Source organism: Streptomyces sp. NPDC017676, assembly GCF_044329325.1.
In the GTDB taxonomy this organism is placed as follows: Bacteria; Actinomycetota; Actinomycetes; order Streptomycetales; family Streptomycetaceae; genus Streptomyces.
In genome coordinates, this window is sequence record NZ_JBIRJA010000005.1 from 109,502 (window position 1) to 127,710 (window position 18,209).

The 18,209-nt window shown below is 71.8% G+C and carries 16 protein-coding genes; 1 reads left to right on the forward strand and 15 read right to left on the reverse strand.

Going from position 1 to position 18,209, the window contains the following annotated elements; genetic code table 11:
- Nucleotides 1–51: 51 nt before the first annotated feature.
- The 14 genes from ACH4LD_RS12675 to pyrR form a co-directional block, all read right to left on the reverse strand.
- Entirely contained in the window at nt 52–2,199 is a 2,148-nt protein-coding gene (locus ACH4LD_RS12675; protein ID WP_398055894.1) for a primosomal protein N', read from the reverse strand.
- Between the two features lie 114 nt (nt 2,200–2,313).
- Nucleotides 2,314–3,522, reverse strand: a complete 1,209-nt coding sequence (gene metK, locus ACH4LD_RS12680) for a methionine adenosyltransferase (protein WP_398055893.1) — start codon at nt 3,520–3,522, stop codon at nt 2,314–2,316.
- A 249-nt stretch (nt 3,523–3,771) separates the two neighbouring features.
- Complete coding sequence (gene coaBC, locus ACH4LD_RS12685; RefSeq protein WP_398055892.1) at nt 3,772–4,974, reverse strand: bifunctional phosphopantothenoylcysteine decarboxylase/phosphopantothenate--cysteine ligase CoaBC; 1,203 nt, start codon at nt 4,972–4,974, stop codon at nt 3,772–3,774.
- Nucleotides 4,975–5,102: 128 nt separating this feature from the next.
- The gene (rpoZ, locus tag ACH4LD_RS12690; RefSeq protein ID WP_003982715.1) at nt 5,103–5,375 is read right to left on the reverse strand and encodes a DNA-directed RNA polymerase subunit omega; all 273 of its coding nucleotides are present in this window, start codon (nt 5,373–5,375) and stop codon (nt 5,103–5,105) included.
- Nucleotides 5,376–5,428: 53 nt separating this feature from the next.
- Nucleotides 5,429–5,986, reverse strand: coding sequence for a guanylate kinase (gene gmk / locus ACH4LD_RS12695; RefSeq protein ID WP_030644746.1), 558 nt, complete (start codon nt 5,984–5,986; stop codon nt 5,429–5,431).
- Between the two features lie 60 nt (nt 5,987–6,046).
- Entirely contained in the window at nt 6,047–6,370 is a 324-nt protein-coding gene (locus ACH4LD_RS12700) for an integration host factor (protein WP_003977346.1), read from the reverse strand.
- Between the two features lie 298 nt (nt 6,371–6,668).
- Nucleotides 6,669–7,514, reverse strand: a complete 846-nt coding sequence (gene pyrF, locus ACH4LD_RS12705) for an orotidine-5'-phosphate decarboxylase (protein WP_398055891.1) — start codon at nt 7,512–7,514, stop codon at nt 6,669–6,671.
- Entirely contained in the window at nt 7,511–8,617 is a 1,107-nt protein-coding gene (locus tag ACH4LD_RS12710) for a quinone-dependent dihydroorotate dehydrogenase (RefSeq protein WP_398055890.1), read from the reverse strand. Before ACH4LD_RS12710 ends, pyrF begins: the two co-directional genes overlap by 4 nt.
- Nucleotides 8,618–8,763: 146 nt before the next feature.
- On the reverse strand, nt 8,764–12,072 hold the full coding sequence (gene carB, locus ACH4LD_RS12715) for a carbamoyl-phosphate synthase large subunit (protein WP_398055889.1): 3,309 nt from the start codon (nt 12,070–12,072) through the stop codon (nt 8,764–8,766).
- Entirely contained in the window at nt 12,065–13,207 is a 1,143-nt protein-coding gene (carA, locus tag ACH4LD_RS12720; protein WP_398055888.1) for a glutamine-hydrolyzing carbamoyl-phosphate synthase small subunit, read from the reverse strand. The genes carB and carA overlap by 8 nt, the downstream gene beginning before the upstream one ends.
- On the reverse strand, nt 13,204–13,764 hold the full coding sequence (locus ACH4LD_RS12725; RefSeq protein WP_398055887.1) for a hypothetical protein: 561 nt from the start codon (nt 13,762–13,764) through the stop codon (nt 13,204–13,206). The genes carA and ACH4LD_RS12725 overlap by 4 nt, the downstream gene beginning before the upstream one ends.
- Nucleotides 13,761–15,047, reverse strand: a complete 1,287-nt coding sequence (locus tag ACH4LD_RS12730) for a dihydroorotase (RefSeq protein ID WP_398055886.1) — start codon at nt 15,045–15,047, stop codon at nt 13,761–13,763. Before ACH4LD_RS12730 ends, ACH4LD_RS12725 begins: the two co-directional genes overlap by 4 nt.
- Before the next feature lie 5 nt (nt 15,048–15,052).
- Entirely contained in the window at nt 15,053–16,030 is a 978-nt protein-coding gene (locus tag ACH4LD_RS12735) for an aspartate carbamoyltransferase catalytic subunit (RefSeq protein ID WP_103816407.1), read from the reverse strand.
- Nucleotides 16,031–16,121: 91 nt separating this feature from the next.
- Nucleotides 16,122–16,703: a bifunctional pyr operon transcriptional regulator/uracil phosphoribosyltransferase PyrR gene (gene pyrR, locus ACH4LD_RS12740; RefSeq protein WP_132786579.1), complete on the reverse strand. Its 582-nt coding sequence runs from the start codon at nt 16,701–16,703 to the stop codon at nt 16,122–16,124.
- A 263-nt stretch (nt 16,704–16,966) separates the two neighbouring features.
- Here pyrR and bldD point away from each other — a divergent pair, with 263 nt between their 5' ends.
- Complete coding sequence (gene bldD / locus ACH4LD_RS12745) at nt 16,967–17,470, forward strand: transcriptional regulator BldD (RefSeq protein ID WP_014671524.1); 504 nt, start codon at nt 16,967–16,969, stop codon at nt 17,468–17,470.
- Between the two features lie 302 nt (nt 17,471–17,772).
- Here bldD and nusB read toward each other — a convergent pair whose 3' ends face one another.
- On the reverse strand, nt 17,773–18,207 hold the full coding sequence (gene nusB, locus ACH4LD_RS12750; protein WP_014671525.1) for a transcription antitermination factor NusB: 435 nt from the start codon (nt 18,205–18,207) through the stop codon (nt 17,773–17,775).
- Nucleotides 18,208–18,209 lie beyond the last annotated feature (2 nt).

The following is an 18,209-nucleotide window of genomic DNA, read 5'->3' on the forward strand; positions in this document are numbered from 1 at the left end:
CGGTCCTGCTGTGGCGGGTGCCGGGGACTTCGCCCGCCCAGCGTCCGCCCGTCACCCGATGTCCGGCGGATCGATCCGCACCCGGACCGCCTCCCCGCTCCCCCGCGCCATCCGCGCCGCCTGGGCGGTCTTCAGGGCCGCGGCCAGTGCGGAGCCGCTGCCCGGTGGCACACGGACCAGTGCCCGGTCCCAGTGTTCGCCGGGCGGCGGAGCACCGGGTCTGCGTGCTCCGCCGGGCGGGGGCGGCGGCAACGGCACCGGCCCCAGCACCTCGGCGTCCGGCGGCAGGTCGACCGCCGCCAGGAACTCGGCGACGGCCGCGGGCGGCCCGGACACGGCCGCCATCCGGGACACCGGCGGGAAGCCCAGCTCGGCCCGCTCGGCCAGCTCCCGCACGGCATGCCCGACGGGGTCCCACCGCACCAGCGCCTGGACGGGCCGCAGGGTCGGCTCGGCCACCACGACCACCGTGCCGCCCTCGCTCTGGGGCCGCACCAGCGCCCCGGCCGCGATCCACCGGCGCAGCGCGTCCTCGCCGGCCCGCAGGTCCGGTCGTACGAGCATGGCCCAGCCGTCCAGCAGCAGGGCCGCCGCGTAGCCGCCCTCGGCGACCGGTTCGGCGCCCGGGGTGCTGACGACCAGCGCGGGCGTGTCCGGGACGGTGTCCAGCACATGCTCGCGCCCCGAGGTGCGCACCGGTACGGCGGGGAAGGCCCGCCCCAGCTCCTCGGCGGTCCGGCGCGCGCCCACGACCTGGGCGCGGAGCCGGAAGCCGCCGCACTCCGGGCAGTGCCAGGAGCCCTCCTCGCGCCCGCACCACCCGCAGCGCAGGACGCCCGCGTCCTGTCCCTGGAGCGGGCCGGAGCAGTGCCGGCACCGGGCGGGTGCCCGGCACCGGGCGCAGGCCATGCGGGGCGCGTAACCACGCCGGGGCACCTGCACCAGCACCGGCCCGTGCCGCAGCCCCTCACGGGCCGCCTGCCAGGCGAGCGTGGGCAGCCGTGCGGCGCGGGCGGCCTCGTCGCGGGCGAGGTCCTCGTCCCCGACCGTGCGGACGAGAGGCGCGGTGCGGCGCACCTGCTCCCGCCCGGCGACCAGCGGCCGGGCCCAGCCGCTCTCGACGAGCTGGGCGGCTTCCACGGTGCAGCCCCAACTCCCCAGCAGGAAGGCGCACTTGTCGAGTGCGGCGCGCAGCAGGAGGACATCGCGGGCGTGCGGCTGCGGGGCGTGCGGCTCGCTGTGGCTGTCGTCCCCGTCGTCCCAGATCGCGACGAGCCCCAGATCCTGGACGGGCGCGAACATCGCCGCCCGGGTCCCGACGACGGCACGCACGGAACCGCGCCGCACCGCCAGCCACTGCGCGTACCGCTTCTCGGGCCCGGCGTCGGCGGTGAGCAGCGCGTGCCGGCCGGTGCCCAGCAGCGCGGTGAGGGCGGCGTCCACGCGCGCGGCGGAGCGCCCGTCCGGTACGACGACGAGCGCGCCGCGCCCGGAGGCGAGGGTGGCGGCGACGGCCCGGGCCAGCTCCTCGCTCCACAGCGGTCCCGGGAGCGCGTTCCACACGGCCCTGGGCGCCCCTGAGGAGGCCAGGGCGTCGAGGAAGGCGCCCCCGTGCTCGTACCGCGCCCAGGAGCCGTGGTCCGGCGCCTGGGGCGGGGGCAGCGGCTCGGGGGACGGGCGCTGCTCCGCGCGGGCGCTGCGCGGGGGCACCGCCAGCTGGAGGACATCGGCGAGGCTGCCCGCGTAGCGGTCGGCGACGGCCCGGGCGAGGCCGAGCAGTTCCTCGCTCAGCACCGGCTCGGGCGACACTACCTGGGCGAGCGCGGCCAGCGGTCCGGAGTAGTCGGACTCGGCGCGCCGCTCGACGAGGAAGCCGTCGATGAGTCCGCCGCCCTCCCGGCGTCCGTCGCGCACCCGGTGCCGCCCGGCCCCGAACCGCACGCGCACGCGCACCCCGGGCCGTGCGTCCGCGTCCAGCTCCGCGGGCACGGCGTAGTCGAAGTACCGGTCGAGGTGCAGCACGCCCTTGTCGACCAGCACCCGTGCGACGGGCAGCTCCTCGGCGAGCGCGGCCCCGCGCCAGGTGCGGGGCTTGGCCCGCGGCACCTTCGCCTTCCGCACGCTCTCCCGGATGAGCGCGAGCTGCTCCGGCGGCGCCCCCTCGGCCCCGCCGCCCCCCGACCCGTTGTCGCTGCTCACGCTTGCATTCTTGCAAACCCCACCGACAACGCGGCCGGTCCGCCGGGCGCCAGCGACGACCGGGCCCGGCCCCCCGAAGGGAACCGGGCCTCGGTGACAGCGGGTGGGCCGGGGTTACAGGCCCACGGCCGTGCGCAGGGCGTCGACGCGGTCCGTGCGCTCCCAGGTGAAGTCGGGCAGCTCGCGGCCGAAGTGGCCGTAGGCCGCCGTCTGGGCGTAGATCGGGCGGAGCAGGTCGAGGTCGCGGATGATCGCGGCCGGACGGAGGTCGAAGACCTCGTCGATCGCCTTCTCGATCTTCTCCGGCTCGATCTTGTGCGTGCCGAAGGTCTCCACGAACAGGCCGACGGGCTCGGCCTTGCCGATGGCGTAGGCGACCTGGACCTCGCAGCGCGAGGCGAGACCCGCCGCCACCACGTTCTTCGCCACCCAGCGCATCGCGTACGCCGCCGAGCGGTCCACCTTGGACGGGTCCTTGCCGGAGAAGGCGCCGCCGCCGTGCCGGGCCATGCCGCCGTAGGTGTCGATGATGATCTTCCGGCCGGTCAGGCCCGCGTCACCCATCGGACCGCCGATCTCGAAGCGGCCGGTCGGGTTGACCAGCAGCCGGTAGCCCTCGGTGTCCAGCTTGATGCCGTCCTCCAGCAGCGCCTTCAGCTCCGGCTCCACCACGAACTCACGGATGTCCGGGGCGAGCAGCGACTCCAGGTCGATGTCGCTCGCGTGCTGGGAGGAGACCACCACCGTGTCCAGGCGGACGGCCTTGTCGCCGTCGTACTCGATGGTGACCTGCGTCTTGCCGTCCGGACGCAGGTAGGGGATCGTGCCGTTCTTGCGGACCTCGGACAGGCGCTTGGACAGCCGGTGCGCCAGGAAGATCGGCAGCGGCATGAGGGTCGGCGTCTCGTCGGACGCGTAGCCGAACATCAGGCCCTGGTCGCCCGCGCCCTGCCGGTCCAGCTCGTCCTCGTCACCCTCGACCCGGGCCTCGTACGCCGCGTCGACACCCTGCGCGATGTCCGGGGACTGCGCGCCGATGGACACCGAGACACCGCAGGAGGCGCCGTCGAAGCCCTTCTTGGAGGAGTCGTAGCCGATCTCCAGGATCGTGTTGCGGACGAGGGTCGCGATGTCCGCGTACGCCTTCGTCGTCACCTCGCCGGCCACGTGCACCAGGCCGGTGGTGATGAGCGTCTCCACGGCGACCCGGGAGGACGGGTCCTCGCGCAGGAGCGCGTCGAGAATGGTGTCGCTGATCTGGTCAGCGATCTTGTCGGGGTGACCCTCGGTCACGGACTCCGAGGTGAACAGGCGACGGGACACAACGCTCCCTGTGGTTGCAGCGGCTGCTGGCTGATCATTTACGGTCGACGCGGGGCTGCGCCGGGCGTCGACCGTGAACAGTTTATCGGTCGCACTCGACCGGCGGGCCACCGTCTCGCCTCTCGGGAGCGCTGTGACCTGCGGCACGGGCATTCTGCACAATGGCGAGCGGCCTTGACCAGGGCCGCCACGCCAGATTTCGGCATGGCGCAATTCTGATGTCGAGTTCGCCCGATCGCCTGCCGGGGGTTAGTCCAGACGCCGTACGACCAAGTCCCAGACGGTGTCGGCCAGGGCCTCCTTGGGACCGTGGGGCACCGGGGTCTCGCTGCCGTCGGCACCCAGGACGACGGCCTCGTTCTCCTCGGAGCCGAAGGTCTTGCGCTCCCCCACCTCGTTGACGACGAGCAGGTCGCAGCCCTTGCGGGCGAGCTTGGCGCGGCCGTTGGCGAGGACGTCGTCGGTCTCGGCGGCGAAGCCGACGACGACCTGTCCAGGCCGGGCGCGGTCGGCGGAGATCTCCGCGAGGATGTCCGGATTTCGCACCAGAACGATTGGTTCCGGGTCCTGGCCGTCCTTCTTCTTGATCTTCCCGGCGGCGTAGACGGCCGGGCGGAAGTCGGCGACGGCGGCGGCCATCACCACGGCGTCGGCGTCCGCTGCGGCCTTGAGGACGGCCTCGCGCAGCTGCACCGCGGTGCCCACCCGGACGACGTCCACACCCGCGGGGTCGGGCAGGCCGGCGTTGGCGGAGACCAGGGTCACCCGGGCGCCACGGGCCGCGGCGGTGCGGGCGAGGGCGTAGCCCTGCTTGCCGGACGAGCGGTTGCCGAGGAAGCGGACCGGGTCCAGCGGTTCCCGGGTGCCGCCGGCGGAGACGACGACGTGCCGGCCCTTCAGGTCGGGCTCGGTGACACCGCGGGCCAGCACCCGGCGGCACACCTCGAAGATCTCCGCCGGGTCGGGCAGCCGGCCCTTGCCGGTGTCGACGCCGGTGAGGCGGCCGACGGCGGGCTCGATGACGACGGCGCCGCGGCGGCGCAGCGTGGCCACGTTCTCCTGGGTGGCCGGGTGCTCCCACATCTCGGTGTGCATGGCCGGGGCGAAGACGACCGGGCAGCGGGCGGTGAGGAGGGTGTTGGTCAGCAGGTCGTCGGCGAGGCCGTGGGCGGCCTTGGCGAGCATGTCGGCGGTGGCCGGGGCCACGACGACCAGGTCGGCGTGCTGGCCGATGCGGACGTGCGGCACCTGGTGGACGTCGTCCCAGACCTCGGTGGCGACCGGGTTGCCGGACAGCGCGGACCAGGTGGCGGCGCCGACGAAGTGCAGCGCGGAGGCGGTCGGCACGACGCGGACGTCATGGCCCGACTCCGTGAACCTTCTCAGCAGCTCACAGGCCTTGTAAGCGGCGATGCCACCGCTGACCCCCAGCACGACCTTCGGCTTGTCCACCACGGCTCCTCGCATTCGAGAATCTGCACCACCCATGACACACCACAGGCCCGGCAGAGGGTCCCCCCGGCGTTGGCTGGGGGAAGGACTGCCGGGCCTGTGGATAAGTCAATCGCGATCTGAAAGTACTACTGCGCCGGGCCCTCGACGGCCTCGGAGGTCAGCAGACCGGCGTTGATCTCGCGCAGCGCGATCGACAGCGGCTTCTCGTGGACGTGGGTGTCGACGAGCGGACCGACGTACTCAAGGAGGCCCTCACCGAGCTGCGAGTAGTACGCGTTGATCTGGCGGGCACGCTTGGCCGCGTAGATCACGAGGCTGTACTTCGAGTCGGTCGCCTCAAGAAGCTCGTCGATCGGCGGGTTGATGATGCCCTCGGGCGCGGTGATGGAAGAGGACACGCTCTACCTTCCGATGGATGGGAAAGAATCAGACATCGTGATCACAGTCACGATCACACAACGTCCATCAAGGCTAGCAGCTCGCGGGCCACGTCCTCGACGGAGGTGTTGACCAAGGTCGTATCGAACTCCGGCTCGGCCGCCAGCTCGGTCTTCGCCGCCGCCAGGCGGCGCTCGATGACCTCGGGCGGCTCGGTCCCCCGGCCGGTCAGCCTGCGCACCAGCTCCTCCCACGAGGGCGGAGCGAGGAACACCAGCTGGGCGTCGGCCATGGACTCGCGGACCTGCCGGGCGCCCTGGAGGTCGATCTCCAGCAGGACGGGCTCGCCGTTCTCCAGCCGCTCCAGCACCGCCGCGCGGGGCGTGCCGTAGCGGTTGCCGGCGAACTCGGCCCATTCCAGCAGTTCGCCGTTGGCGATCAGCTTGTCCATCTCCTCGTCGGTGACGAAGAAGTAGTGGACTCCGTGCTGCTCGCCGGGGCGCGGCTTGCGGGTCGTCGCCGACACCGAGAGCCAGACCTCGGGGTGTTCCTTGCGCATATGGGCGACGACCGTGCTCTTGCCGACCCCCGAGGGGCCGGAGAGCACGGTCAGCCGCGGACGTTCACTCATGCAGCGATTATTCCAGCAATCCCGGAGTGCCCGGGACTCCCGGTCCGCCGGGCGGCGGACTCAGGAGCCGGTGCTGCCGAACTCACGCTCCAGGGAGGCGATCTGGTTGGAACCGAGACCGCGCACGCGGCGGCTCTCGGAGATGCCCAGACGCTCCATGATCTGCTTGGCGCGGACCTTGCCCACGCCCGGCAGGGACTCAAGAAGGGCGGAGACCTTCATCTTGCCGATGACGTCGTTTTCCTGGCCCTGCTTGATGACCTCGTGCAGGGAGGCGCCGGAGTGCTTGAGTCGATTCTTGACCTCGGCCCGCTCCCGGCGAGCCGCGGCGGCCTTTTCGAGCGCGGCTGCGCGCTGTTCAGGGGTAAGGGGCGGAAGAGCCACGCCTACGTCACCTCGGATGTCGAACTGTCGGATACGGACCGGTGAGGAACCTAGTCGCCCCACACCTGGGGAGCCACGAGCAACACGCTGCCCGTTCTCCCCCACTGCCTGAGGGGCGCGGGAGGTGCCCCCACTGCTCGGAGACTAGCGGGCAAGTCCGCCAGAGTCAGCGAGAACAGCGGAAAAGTCCTGGTCAGCCTCCGTCAGGCCGGACATTGCAGACATAATGCCCCTGATTTGAGGATGTATTCACCCTCAAGTCGGCGTGATCCCGCTCAGCCGAGCGGGCGGCCGGGGTTCAGGCGCCCGCGACGGCCGCCCGGATCTCCTCCGCGAACCGCTCGGCCGCCCCGCGCAGCGCGCTGACGTCGGGACCGTGACGCAGAACACCCCGGCTGACGTTGGGCACGACGTTGCGGACGGCCGCCCCGAAGACCCGGGGAAGATCGGCCGGGGTCGCGCCCTGGGCACCGATGCCCGGCGCGAGGAGCGGGCCGCCCATGGCGAGGTCGTACGAGGACAGGTCGCCGAGCGTGGCGCCGACGACCGCGCCGAAGGAGCCCAGCGGCTCCTCCCCCGCGTTCTCGGCCGCCAGGTGGGCCAGCATGGTCGCCCCGACGGTCCGGCCGTCGGCGCGGACCGCGTGCTGCACCTCGCCGCCCTCCGGGTTCGAGGTCAGCGCCAGCACGAACAGGCCGGCCCCGCTCTCCCGGGCGAGCGCGACGGCCGGGCTCAGCGAGCCGTAGCCGAGGTACGGCGAGACGGTCAGGGCGTCGGAGAAGAGCGGGGCGTCCGGGCGGAGGAACGCCTCGGCGTAGGCGGCCATGGTCGAGCCGATGTCGCCGCGCTTGGCGTCCAGCACGACCAGGGCGCCGGCCGCGCGCGCCTCCTGGACCGACTTCTCCAGGACGGCGAGACCGCGCGAGCCGAACCGCTCGAAGAAGGCGCTCTGCGGCTTCAGGACGGCCACCCGGTCGGCCAGGGCCTCGACGACCGTGCGGCTGAACCGCTCCAGGCCGGCGACGTCGTCGTCCAGGCCCCACTCGGCGAGCAGCGAGGCGTGCGGGTCGATGCCGACGCACAGCGGGCCCCGCTCGTCCATGGCGCGGCGCAGCCGGGCGCCGAAGGGCTCCAAGGGGCTCATGCGGGCTTCCTCACGTCGGCGCCGACCGCGTCGGCGAGGGTGGCGTACGGGCTGGTGCGCAGGCGGGCGGCGAGGCCCTTGTGGATCGCGCGGCACCAGAAGGGGCCCTCGTAGACGAAGGCGCTGTAGCCCTGGACCAGCGTGGCACCGGCCAGGATGCGCTGCCAGGCGTCCTCGGCGGTCTCGATGCCGCCGACGCCCACCAGGGTGATCCGGTCGCCCACGCGCCCGTACAGGCGGCGCAGGACCTCCAGGGAGCGCTCCTTGAGCGGGGCGCCGGACAGGCCGCCGGTCTCCTTGACCAGCGCGGCGGAGGAGCGCAGGCCGAGGCCCTCGCGCGCGATGGTGGTGTTGGTGGCGATGATGCCGTCCAGGCCCAGTTCCACAGCGAGGTCGGCGACCGCGTCGACGTCCTCGTCGGCGAGGTCGGGGGCGATCTTCACCAGCAGCGGGACGCGCCGGTTCGCGACCGTCCGGTCGGCGGCCTCGCGCACGGCGGTGAGCAGCGGACGCAGGTGGTCCACCGCCTGGAGGTCGCGCAGACCGGGGGTGTTCGGCGAGGAGACGTTGACGACCAGGTAGTCGGCGTACGGCGCGAGGCGCTCGGCGGACTTCACGTAGTCGGCGACGGCCTCCGCCTCCGGGACGACCTTGGTCTTGCCGATGTTGACGCCGACCACCGTCTTGAAGACCGGCTCACGGGTGGCCAGGCGGGCCGCCACGGCCAGGGAGCCGTCGTTGTTGAAGCCCATGCGGTTGATCAGCGCGCGGTCCGCGACGAGGCGGAACAGCCGCTTCCTGGGGTTGCCGGGCTGCGGCTCCCCCGTCACCGTGCCGATCTCGACGTGGTCGAAGCCCAGCATCGACATCCCGTCGATGGCCACCGCGTTCTTGTCGAACCCGGCCGCGAGGCCGAACGGGCCGTGCATGCGCAGCCCGAACGCCTCCGTGCGCAGCTCCTTGTGGCGGGGCGCGAGGGCGGCTGCGACGAAGGTGCGCAGCACCGGGACGCGGACGGCGAGGCGGATCCAGCGGAAGGCCAGGTGGTGGGCCCGCTCCGGGTCCATCCGGCGGAAGACCAGACGGAAGAAGAGGTGATACATGGAGGTGTCCTCACACGGAGGGGGGACACCGTTTCCGGAGTCCCCCCTCGTCGGCGGCTAGGGGCCCGCGCCCCCGAAGGGGCGCGGGGAACTGCGCGACCGGCCACAGCCGGCCCGCAGTGTGGTGTCGGCCTCTTCGCGGAGCGCTAGTCGCGTGCCGCGGTCAGGTGTTCCGCGTGCTCCTGGAGCGAGCGGACGCCCACGTCACCGTGGTTGAGGGCGTCGATGCCCTGGACGGCCGCCGCGAGCGCCTGGACGGTCGTCAGGCACGGCACGGACCGCGCCACGGCCGCCGTACGGATGTCGTAGCCGTCGAGGCGGCCACCGGTGCCGTACGGGGTGTTGACGATGAGGTCGACCTCGCCGTCGTGGATGAGCTGGACGATGGTCCGCTCGCCGTTCGGGCCGGTGCCCTCGGACTGCTTGCGCACGACGGTGGCGTTGATGCCGTTGCGCTTGAGGACCTCGGCGGTGCCGGAGGTCGCGAGCAGCTCGAAGCCGTGTGCGACCAGCTCGCGCGCCGGGAAGATCATCGAGCGCTTGTCGCGGTTGGCGACCGAGATGAACGCGCGGCCCTTGGTGGGCAGCGGGCCGTAGGCACCCGCCTGCGACTTGGCGTACGCCGTGCCGAAGACCGAGTCGATGCCCATGACCTCGCCGGTGGAGCGCATCTCCGGACCGAGGACGGTGTCGACGCCGCGGCCGTGGATGTCGCGGAACCGCGACCACGGCATGACGGCCTCCTTGACGGAGATCGGAGCGTCCAGCGGCAGCTCGCCGCCGTCACCGTTCTTCGGCAGCAGGCCCTCGGCGCGCAGCTCGGCGATGGTCGCGCCCAGGGAGATCCGGGCGGCGGCCTTCGCCAGCGGCACCGCGGTCGCCTTCGAGGTGAAGGGGACCGTGCGGGAGGCACGCGGGTTGGCCTCCAGGACGTAGAGGATGTCGCCGGCCATCGCGAACTGGATGTTGATCAGGCCGCGCACGCCGACACCCTTGGCGATGGCCTCGGTGGAGGCCCGCAGCCGCTTGATGTCGAAGCCGCCGAGGGTGATCGGGGGCAGGGCGCACGCCGAGTCGCCGGAGTGGATGCCGGCCTCCTCGATGTGCTCCATGACGCCGCCGAGGTACAGCTCCTCGCCGTCGTAGAGGGCGTCGACGTCGATCTCGATGGCGTCGTCCAGGAAGCGGTCGACGAGGACCGGCCGGGAGGGGCTGATCTCGGTCGACTCGGCGATGTAGGAGGCGAGGCGGGTCTCGTCGTAGACGATCTCCATGCCGCGTCCGCCGAGCACGTACGACGGCCGGACCAGGACCGGGTAGCCGATCTCGTCGGCGATGGCCTTGGCCTCGGCGAAGGTGGTGGCCGTGCCGTGCTTGGGCGCCGGCAGGCCCGCTTCCGCGAGGACCCGGCCGAAGGCACCCCGGTCCTCGGCGGCGTGGATGGCCTCCGGGGAGGTGCCGACGATCGGCACGCCGTTGTCCTTCAGGGCCTGCGAGAGGCCCAGCGGGGTCTGGCCGCCGAGCTGGACGATGACGCCCGCGATCGGGCCGGCCTGCTGCTCCGCGTGGACGATCTCCAGCACGTCCTCAAGCGTCAGCGGCTCGAAGTACAGGCGGTCGGAGGTGTCGTAGTCCGTGGAGACGGTCTCCGGGTTGCAGTTGACCATCACGGTCTCGTACCCGGCGTCGGACAGCGCGAAGGAGGCGTGGACGCAGGAGTAGTCGAACTCGATGCCCTGGCCGATGCGGTTGGGTCCGGAGCCCAGGATGATCACGGCGGGCTTCTCGCGGGGCGCGACCTCGGTCTCCTCGTCGTAGGAGGAGTAGAAGTACGGCGTCTTGGCGGCGAACTCGGCGGCGCAGGTGTCGACCGTCTTGTAGACCGGGCGGAGGCCGAGGGCGTGCCGGACCTCGCGGACGACGTCCTCGCGCAGACCGCGGATCTCGGCGACCTGCTGGTCGGAGAAGCCGTGCCGCTTGGCCTCGGCGAGCAGGTCGCGGGTCAGCTCCGGGGCCTCGGCCAGCTCGTCCGCGATCTCCTTGATCAGGAAGAGCTGGTCCACGAACCAGGGGTCGATCTTCGTGTACTCGAAGACCTCCTCCGGGGTGGCGCCCGCGCGGATGGCCTGCATGACCGTGTTGATCCGGCCGTCGGTGGGCCGTACGGCCTCGCGCAGCAGGGCCTCCTTGTCGCCGGGCTCGCCGGTGAAGGTGAACTGGCTGCCCTTCTTCTCCAGGGAGCGCAGCGCCTTCTGGAAGGCCTCGGGGAAGTTGCGGCCGATGGCCATGGCCTCGCCGACCGACTTCATGGTGGTGGTCAGCGTGGAGTCGGCCTGCGGGAACTTCTCGAAGGCGAACCGCGGGGCCTTGACGACCACGTAGTCGAGCGTGGGCTCGAAGGAGGCCGGGGTCTCCTGCGTGATGTCGTTCGGGATCTCATCCAGGGTGTAGCCGACGGCCAGCTTGGCGGCGATCTTGGCGATCGGGAAGCCGGTCGCCTTGGAGGCGAGCGCGGAGGACCGCGACACGCGCGGGTTCATCTCGATGACGATCACACGACCGTCCTCGGGGTTCACCGCGAACTGGATGTTGCAGCCGCCGGTGTCCACGCCGACCTCGCGGATGATGGCGATGCCGACGTCGCGCAGCACCTGGTACTCGCGGTCGGTCAGGGTCATGGCCGGGGCGACGGTGATCGAGTCGCCGGTGTGCACGCCCATCGGGTCGAAGTTCTCGATGGAGCAGACGACCACGACGTTGTCGTTCTTGTCGCGCATCAGTTCCAGCTCGTACTCCTTCCAGCCGAGGATGGACTCCTCCAGGAGCACCTCGGTGGTCGGGGAGAGCGTGAGGCCCTGGCCGGCGATGCGGCGCAGCTCCTCCTCGTCGTGCGCGAAGCCGGAGCCGGCGCCGCCCATGGTGAAGGACGGGCGGACGACGACCGGGTAGCCGCCGAGGGTCTCGACGCCCTTGAGGACGTCGTCCATGGAGTGGCAGATGACCGAGCGGGCGGACTCGCCGTGCCCGATCTTCTTGCGGACCTCCTCCACGACGTCCTTGAACAGGTCGCGGTCCTCGCCCTTGTGGATCGCCTCGGGCTTGGCGCCGATCAGCTCCACGCCGTACTTCTCCAGGACACCGTTCTCGTGCAGCGAGATGGCGGTGTTCAGGGCCGTCTGGCCGCCCAGGGTGGGCAGCAGGGCGTCGGGGCGCTCCTTGGCGATGATCTTCTCGACGAACTCGGGGGTGATCGGCTCGACGTAGGTGGCGTCGGCGATCTCCGGGTCGGTCATGATCGTCGCCGGGTTGGAGTTGACGAGGACGACACGCAGCCCCTCGGCCTTGAGCACACGGCAGGCCTGGGTGCCGGAGTAGTCGAACTCTGCGGCCTGGCCGATGACGATCGGGCCGGAGCCGATGACCAGGACGGACTGGATATCGGTGCGCTTAGGCACGCTGGCCCTCCATCAGGGAGACGAAGCGGTCGAAGAGGTAGGCGGCGTCGTGCGGGCCGGCTGCCGCTTCGGGGTGGTACTGGACGGAGAAGGCGGGCTGGTCGAGCAGCTGGAGCCCCTCCACGACGTCGTCGTTCAGGCAGACGTGCGAGACCTCGGCACGGCCGAACTTCGTCTCGCTGACCTTGTCGAGCGGCGCGTCCACGGCGAAGCCGTGGTTGTGCGCGGTGACCTCGACCTTGCCGGTCGTACGGTCCTGGACCGGCTGGTTGATGCCCCGGTGGCCGTACTTCAGCTTGTAGGTGCCGAAGCCGAGGGCGCGGCCGAGGATCTGGTTGCCGAAGCAGATGCCGAACAGGGGGGTCTTGCGCTCCAGGACGGCGGTCATCAGCGCGACCGGGCCGTCGGCGGTGGCGGGGTCGCCGGGACCGTTGGAGAAGAACACACCATCCGGTTCGACGGCGTAGACGTCGTCGGCCGTGGCGGTGGCGGGCAGGACGTGCACCTCGATGCCGCGCTCGGCCATGCGGTGCGGGGTCATGCCCTTGATGCCGAGGTCGATCGCGGCGACCGTGAACCGCTTCTCGCCGACCGCCGGGACGACGTACGCCTCCTGGGTCGCGACCTCCTCGTAGAGGCTCGCGCCCTTCATGTGCGGCTGGGCCTGCACGCGCTCCAGCAGCTCCGCCTCCGGGGCGATCGCCTCGCCGGAGAAGATGCCGGCGCGCATGGAGCCGCGCTCGCGCAGGTGGCGGGTGAGGGCCCGGGTGTCGATGCCGGAGATGCCGACGACGCCCTGCCGCTCCAGCTCGTCGTCCAGGGAGCGCTTGGCCCGCCAGTTGGACGGCACGCGCGCGGGGTCGCGCACGACGTAGCCGGAGACCCAGATGCGGCCGGACTCGTCGTCCTCGTCGTTCCAGCCGGTGTTGCCGATCTGGGGAGCGGTCGCGACGACGATCTGGCGGTCGTACGACGGGTCGGTGAGGGTCTCCTGGTAGCCGGTCATGCCGGTGGAGAACACGGCCTCGCCGAAGGTCTCCCCCACGGCCCCGTAGGCGCGGCCGCGGAAGGTGCGGCCGTCCTCCAGGACGAGTACGGCGGGAGCCTTCGCGGCTCCCCTGGTGGAGGTCGTCATCGTGCGCCTTCCGTGTCGTTGATCATCTGGTTCAGGGTGTCGACCCACTCGGTGTGCTCGGCCGCGTGGTCGGAGCGGAAGCCCGAGTCGATCAGTTTGTCGCCGAGCGCCCAGGTCACCACCAGCAGTCCGCCCTCGGTGAGGACCTTGCCGGCGATGCCCTTGTCCAGCCGGGCTCCGCGCAGGGCGGCGGCGGGGACGAAGAAGTCGGTCGCGCCGGGGCGCTCGACCTCCAGGCCCGCGTCGGTCAGGGTGAGCTCGGCCCGGCTGCGGGTGCCCAGGCCGTGGGCGACGATGCGGTCCAGCCACTGCCCGGCGGTGGTGGAGCCGTGGTAGCGGCCGTTCATGCTCAGTCTGGCGGGACCGGTCTCCTCCGGCGCGGCAGGCAGCTCGGGCAGGTCGCCCTGGAGGGTGCCGCGCCACTTCCAGCCCTCGCGCATCAGCCAGTAGACCAGCGCGATGAACAGGGCCAGTCCGACGAGCCAGCCGATGCGGGCCCCCCAGTCGGTGACCTCGGCCGACTTCTTCGCCTCGGCCAGCAGGATTACAGGTGTCACGTGAGCTTCCCGTCGACGAGCGTGGCCTTGCCCCGCAGCCACGTGTGCGTCACACGGCCCGGCAGCTCGCGCCCCTGGTAGGGGGTGTTGCGGCTGCGCGAGGCGAAGCCCGCGGGGTCCACCTGGCCACGGTATTCCGTGTCGACCAGGGTGAGGTTGGCGGGCTCACCAGCCGAGACGGGACGGCCGTGGCCGGTGGCCTGTCCGATCCGCGCGGGCTTGAAGGACATGCGGTCGGCGACGCCGGCCCAGTCCAGCAGGCCCGTGTCGACCATGGTCTCCTGGACCACTGACAACGCGGTCTCCAGGCCGACCATGCCCATGGCGGCGGCGGCCCACTCGCAGTCCTTGTCCTCGTGCGGGTGCGGGGCGTGGTCGGTGGCGACGATGTCGATCGTGCCGTCGGCGAGCGCCTCGCGCAGGGCCAGCACGTCGCGCTCGGTGCGCAGCGGCGGGTTGACCTTGTAGACGGGGTTGTAGGTGCGCACCAGCTCGTCGGTGAGGAGCAGGTGGTGCGGGGTGACCTCGGCGGTGACCTGGATGCCGCGGGACTTGGCCCAGCGGACGATCTCGACGGAGCCGGCGGTCGACAGGTGGCAGATGTGGACGCGGGAGCCGACGTGGTCGGCGAGGAGCACGTCGCGGGCGATGATCGACTCCTCGGCGACGGCCGGCCAGCCGCCCAGGCCCAGCTCGGCGGAGACGACGCCCTCGTTCATCTGGGCGCCCTCGGTGAGCCGCGGCTCCTGCGCGTGCTGGGCGACGACACCGCCGAAGGCCTTCACGTACTCCAGCGCGCGGCGCATGATCACGGCGTCGTCCACGCACTTGCCGTCGTCGGAGAAGACGGTGACGCCGGCGGCGGAGTCGTGCATGGCGCCGAGTTCGGCGAGCTTCTTGCCGTCCAGGCCGACGGTGACCGCGCCGATGGGCTGGACGTCGCAGTAGCCGTGCTCCTGACCGAGCCGCCAGACCTGCTCCACCACACCGGCGGTGTCGGCGACCGGGAAGGTGTTGGCCATGGCGAAGACGGCCGTGTAGCCGCCGCTCGCCGCCGCGCGGGTGCCGGTGAGGACGGTCTCGGAGTCCTCACGGCCCGGCTCGCGCAGGTGGGTGTGCAGGTCGACCAGGCCCGGCAGCAGCACCTTGCCGGCGGCCTCGACCACCTCGGCGCCCTCGGCGGACAGCCCGGTTCCGACCTCGGCGATGGTCTCGCCGTCGATCAGCACGTCCTGCGGCGCGCCGCCGAGCACCTTCGCACCACGGATCAGGATCTTGCTCATGTGTCTTACTTCTCCTCGGTACGAGAGTGGGTGACGGCAGGCTCGTTTCCGCCGAGCAGCAGGTACAGGACGGCCATCCGGATGGAGACGCCGTTGGCGACCTGCTCGACGGCGGTGCAGCGGTCGGAGTCGGCGACCTCGGCGGTGATCTCCATGCCGCGCACCATCGGACCGGGGTGCATCACGATGGCGTGCTCGGGCAGCTTGGCCATGCGGTCGCCGTCGAGGCCGTAGCGCCGTGAGTACTCGCGCTCGGTCGGGAAGAAGGCGGCGTTCATGCGCTCGCGCTGGACGCGGAGCATCATCACGGCGTCGGACTTGGGCAGCGTGCTGTCGAGGTCGTACGAGACCGCGCACGGCCAGGAGTCGACGCCGACCGGCACCAGGGTGGGCGGGGCGACCAGGGTGACCTCGGCGCCGAGGGTGTGCAGCAGGTCGACGTTGGAGCGGGCGACCCGGCTGTGCAGGACGTCGCCGACGACGGTGATCCGCTTGCCGGACAGGTCCTGGCCGAGCCCGGCGTCGCGGCCGATGAGCCGGCGGCGCATGGTGAAGGCGTCCAGCAGGGCCTGGGTGGGGTGCTGGTGGGTGCCGTCGCCGGCGTTGATGACGGCCGCGTCGATCCAGCCGGAGTTGGCCAGGCGGTACGGGGCTCCGGAGGCGCCGTGCCGGATGACCACGGCGTCGACGCCCATGGCCTCCAGGGTCTGCGCGGTGTCCTTCAGGGACTCGCCCTTGGACACCGAGGAGCCCTTGGCGGAGAAGTTGATGACGTCCGCGGACAGGCGCTTCTCGGCGGCCTCGAAGGAGATGCGCGTACGCGTGGAGTCCTCGAAGAAGAGGTTGACGATCGTCCGGCCGCGCAGGGTCGGCAGCTTCTTGATGGGCCGGTCCGCGACCCGGGCCATCTCCTCGGCGGTGTCGAGGATGTGGACGGCGTCGTCGCGGGTGAGGTCGGCGGCCGAGATGAGATGACGCTGCATCTGTCAGGCTCCGTAAGGCAGTTCATTCGGGAGATTTCGGGCAGGCGGGCGCGTGTGCACGGCACACCGGAGCGGCCGTGCGCCCGGCTTGCTACTGAGCGGCCGGCTTCACACCGAGCAGCACGGTGTCGCGACCGTCCTCCTCGGCGAGCTGGACCTTGACCGTCTCCCGCAGCGACGTGGGGAGGTTCTTGCCGACGTAGTCGGCACGGATGGGCAGTTCGCGGTGGCCGCGGTCGACCAGGACCGCGAGCTGCACCGCGCGCGGGCGCCCGATGTCGTTCAGGGCGTCGAGGGCGGCGCGGATCGTGCGCCCGGAGAAGAGCACGTCGTCGACGAGGACGACCAGCCGGCCGTCGATGCCGTCGCCGGGGATCTCGGTGCGCGCCAGCGCGCGCGGTGGATGCATGCGCAGGTCGTCGCGGTACATGGTGATGTCGAGCGAGCCGACCGGGACCGCGCGGTCGGTGATCTGCTCCAGCTTGGCGGCGAGCCGCTGGGCGAGGAAGACGCCGCGGGTCGGGATGCCGAGGAGCACCACGTCGTCGGCGCCCTTGGCGCGCTCGACGATCTCGTGGGCGATACGGGTGAGCACCCGTGCGATGTCGGGGCCCTCAAGAACGGGCCGCGCATCGGACGCTTGCGGATGCGCAGGCGTGACGTGCTTGTCCATACGAAACGGACCTCCTTCTCCGCCTCACGGGACGGACCTTAAAGGACGTCGGAATTGCGCCATCCACCGTAGCAGGTCACCTGACCGGCCCCGTCCACCCCCCTGTCACCCGCTTGGCCTAATCGGTCGCCACTACCACGGAAGAGTCGGTGTGGACCATTCGGCTTGACGCACCAGAGTCACGCTGCGTAACCTCACAGTGAGTTACCAGCCGCGCGGCGGGAAAGCAGCCGGCCGCGTCGACACAGTGTCCGGGGAGCTATATGTCCAGCGAATACGCCAAACAGCTCGGGGCCAAGCTCCGGGCCATCCGCACCCAGCAGGGCCTTTCCCTCCACGGTGTCGAGGAGAAGTCCCAGGGTCGCTGGAAGGCCGTGGTGGTCGGTTCCTACGAGCGCGGCGACCGTGCCGTGACCGTGCAGCGCCTGGCCGAGCTGGCCGATTTCTATGGCGTTCCGGTGCAGGAGCTCCTGCCGGGCACCACGCCGGGCGGCGCCGCCGAGCCGCCGCCGAAGCTGGTCCTGGACCTGGAGCGGCTGGCCACCGTGCCGGCCGAGAAGGCGGGCCCCCTGCAGCGCTACGCGGCGACGATCCAGTCCCAGCGCGGTGACTACAACGGCAAGGTGCTCTCCATCCGCCAGGACGACCTGCGCACACTCGCCGTCATCTACGACCAGTCCCCCTCGGTCCTCACCGAGCAGCTGATCAGCTGGGGCGTCCTGGACGCGGACGCGCGCCGCGCGGTGGCCACGCACGAAGAGGCGTAACCACCCTCGTACGCCTCAGCAGAAACGTGGCGCCCGGGGGGGGGGGGGGGGGGGCGGGGGGGGGCCCCCCCCCCCCGGGGGGGGGGGGGGGTGGGGGCCAGGGGGGGGGGGGTGCACAGTGTGCCCCCCCCCCGGCCCGCCCCCCCCCCCCCCCGCCCCCCCCCCCCCCCCGCGGGGGGGGGGGGGGCCCCCCCCCGGGGGCCCCCCCCCCCCCCGGCGGCGTTTCAGCGGCGGTACCACACACGCCGGAGGGCCCGCAGCACAGGCGCGCTGCGGGCCCTCCGGCGATGGCTGTCGGGCGGTTACGCCTCGTCCCGGCGCAGGGACGGCTTGAGCTCCTTCAGGCGGCCCAGCAGCCCGTTGACGAACGACGGCGACTCGTCGGTCGAGAACTCCTTGGCCAGCTGCACCATCTCGTCCAGGACGACGGCGTCCGGGGTCTCGTCGACCCAGATCAGCTCGTACGCGCCCAGCCGCAGGATGTTGCGGTCCACGACCGGCATCCGGTCGAGCGTCCAGCCCACCGCGTACTGGGCGATCAGCTCGTCGATCCGCTTCGCGTGCTCCGCGTAGCCCTCGACCAGCTGCATCGTGTACTCGCTGACCGGGGGCTGCCGGGTGTCGGACCGGGAGAGCCGGATCCAGTCCGCGAGGACGGTCAGGACGTCGGCGCCGCGCTGGTCGCCCTCGAAGAGGATCTGGAAGGCGCGCTTGCGGGCCGTGTTGCGGGCAGCCACGG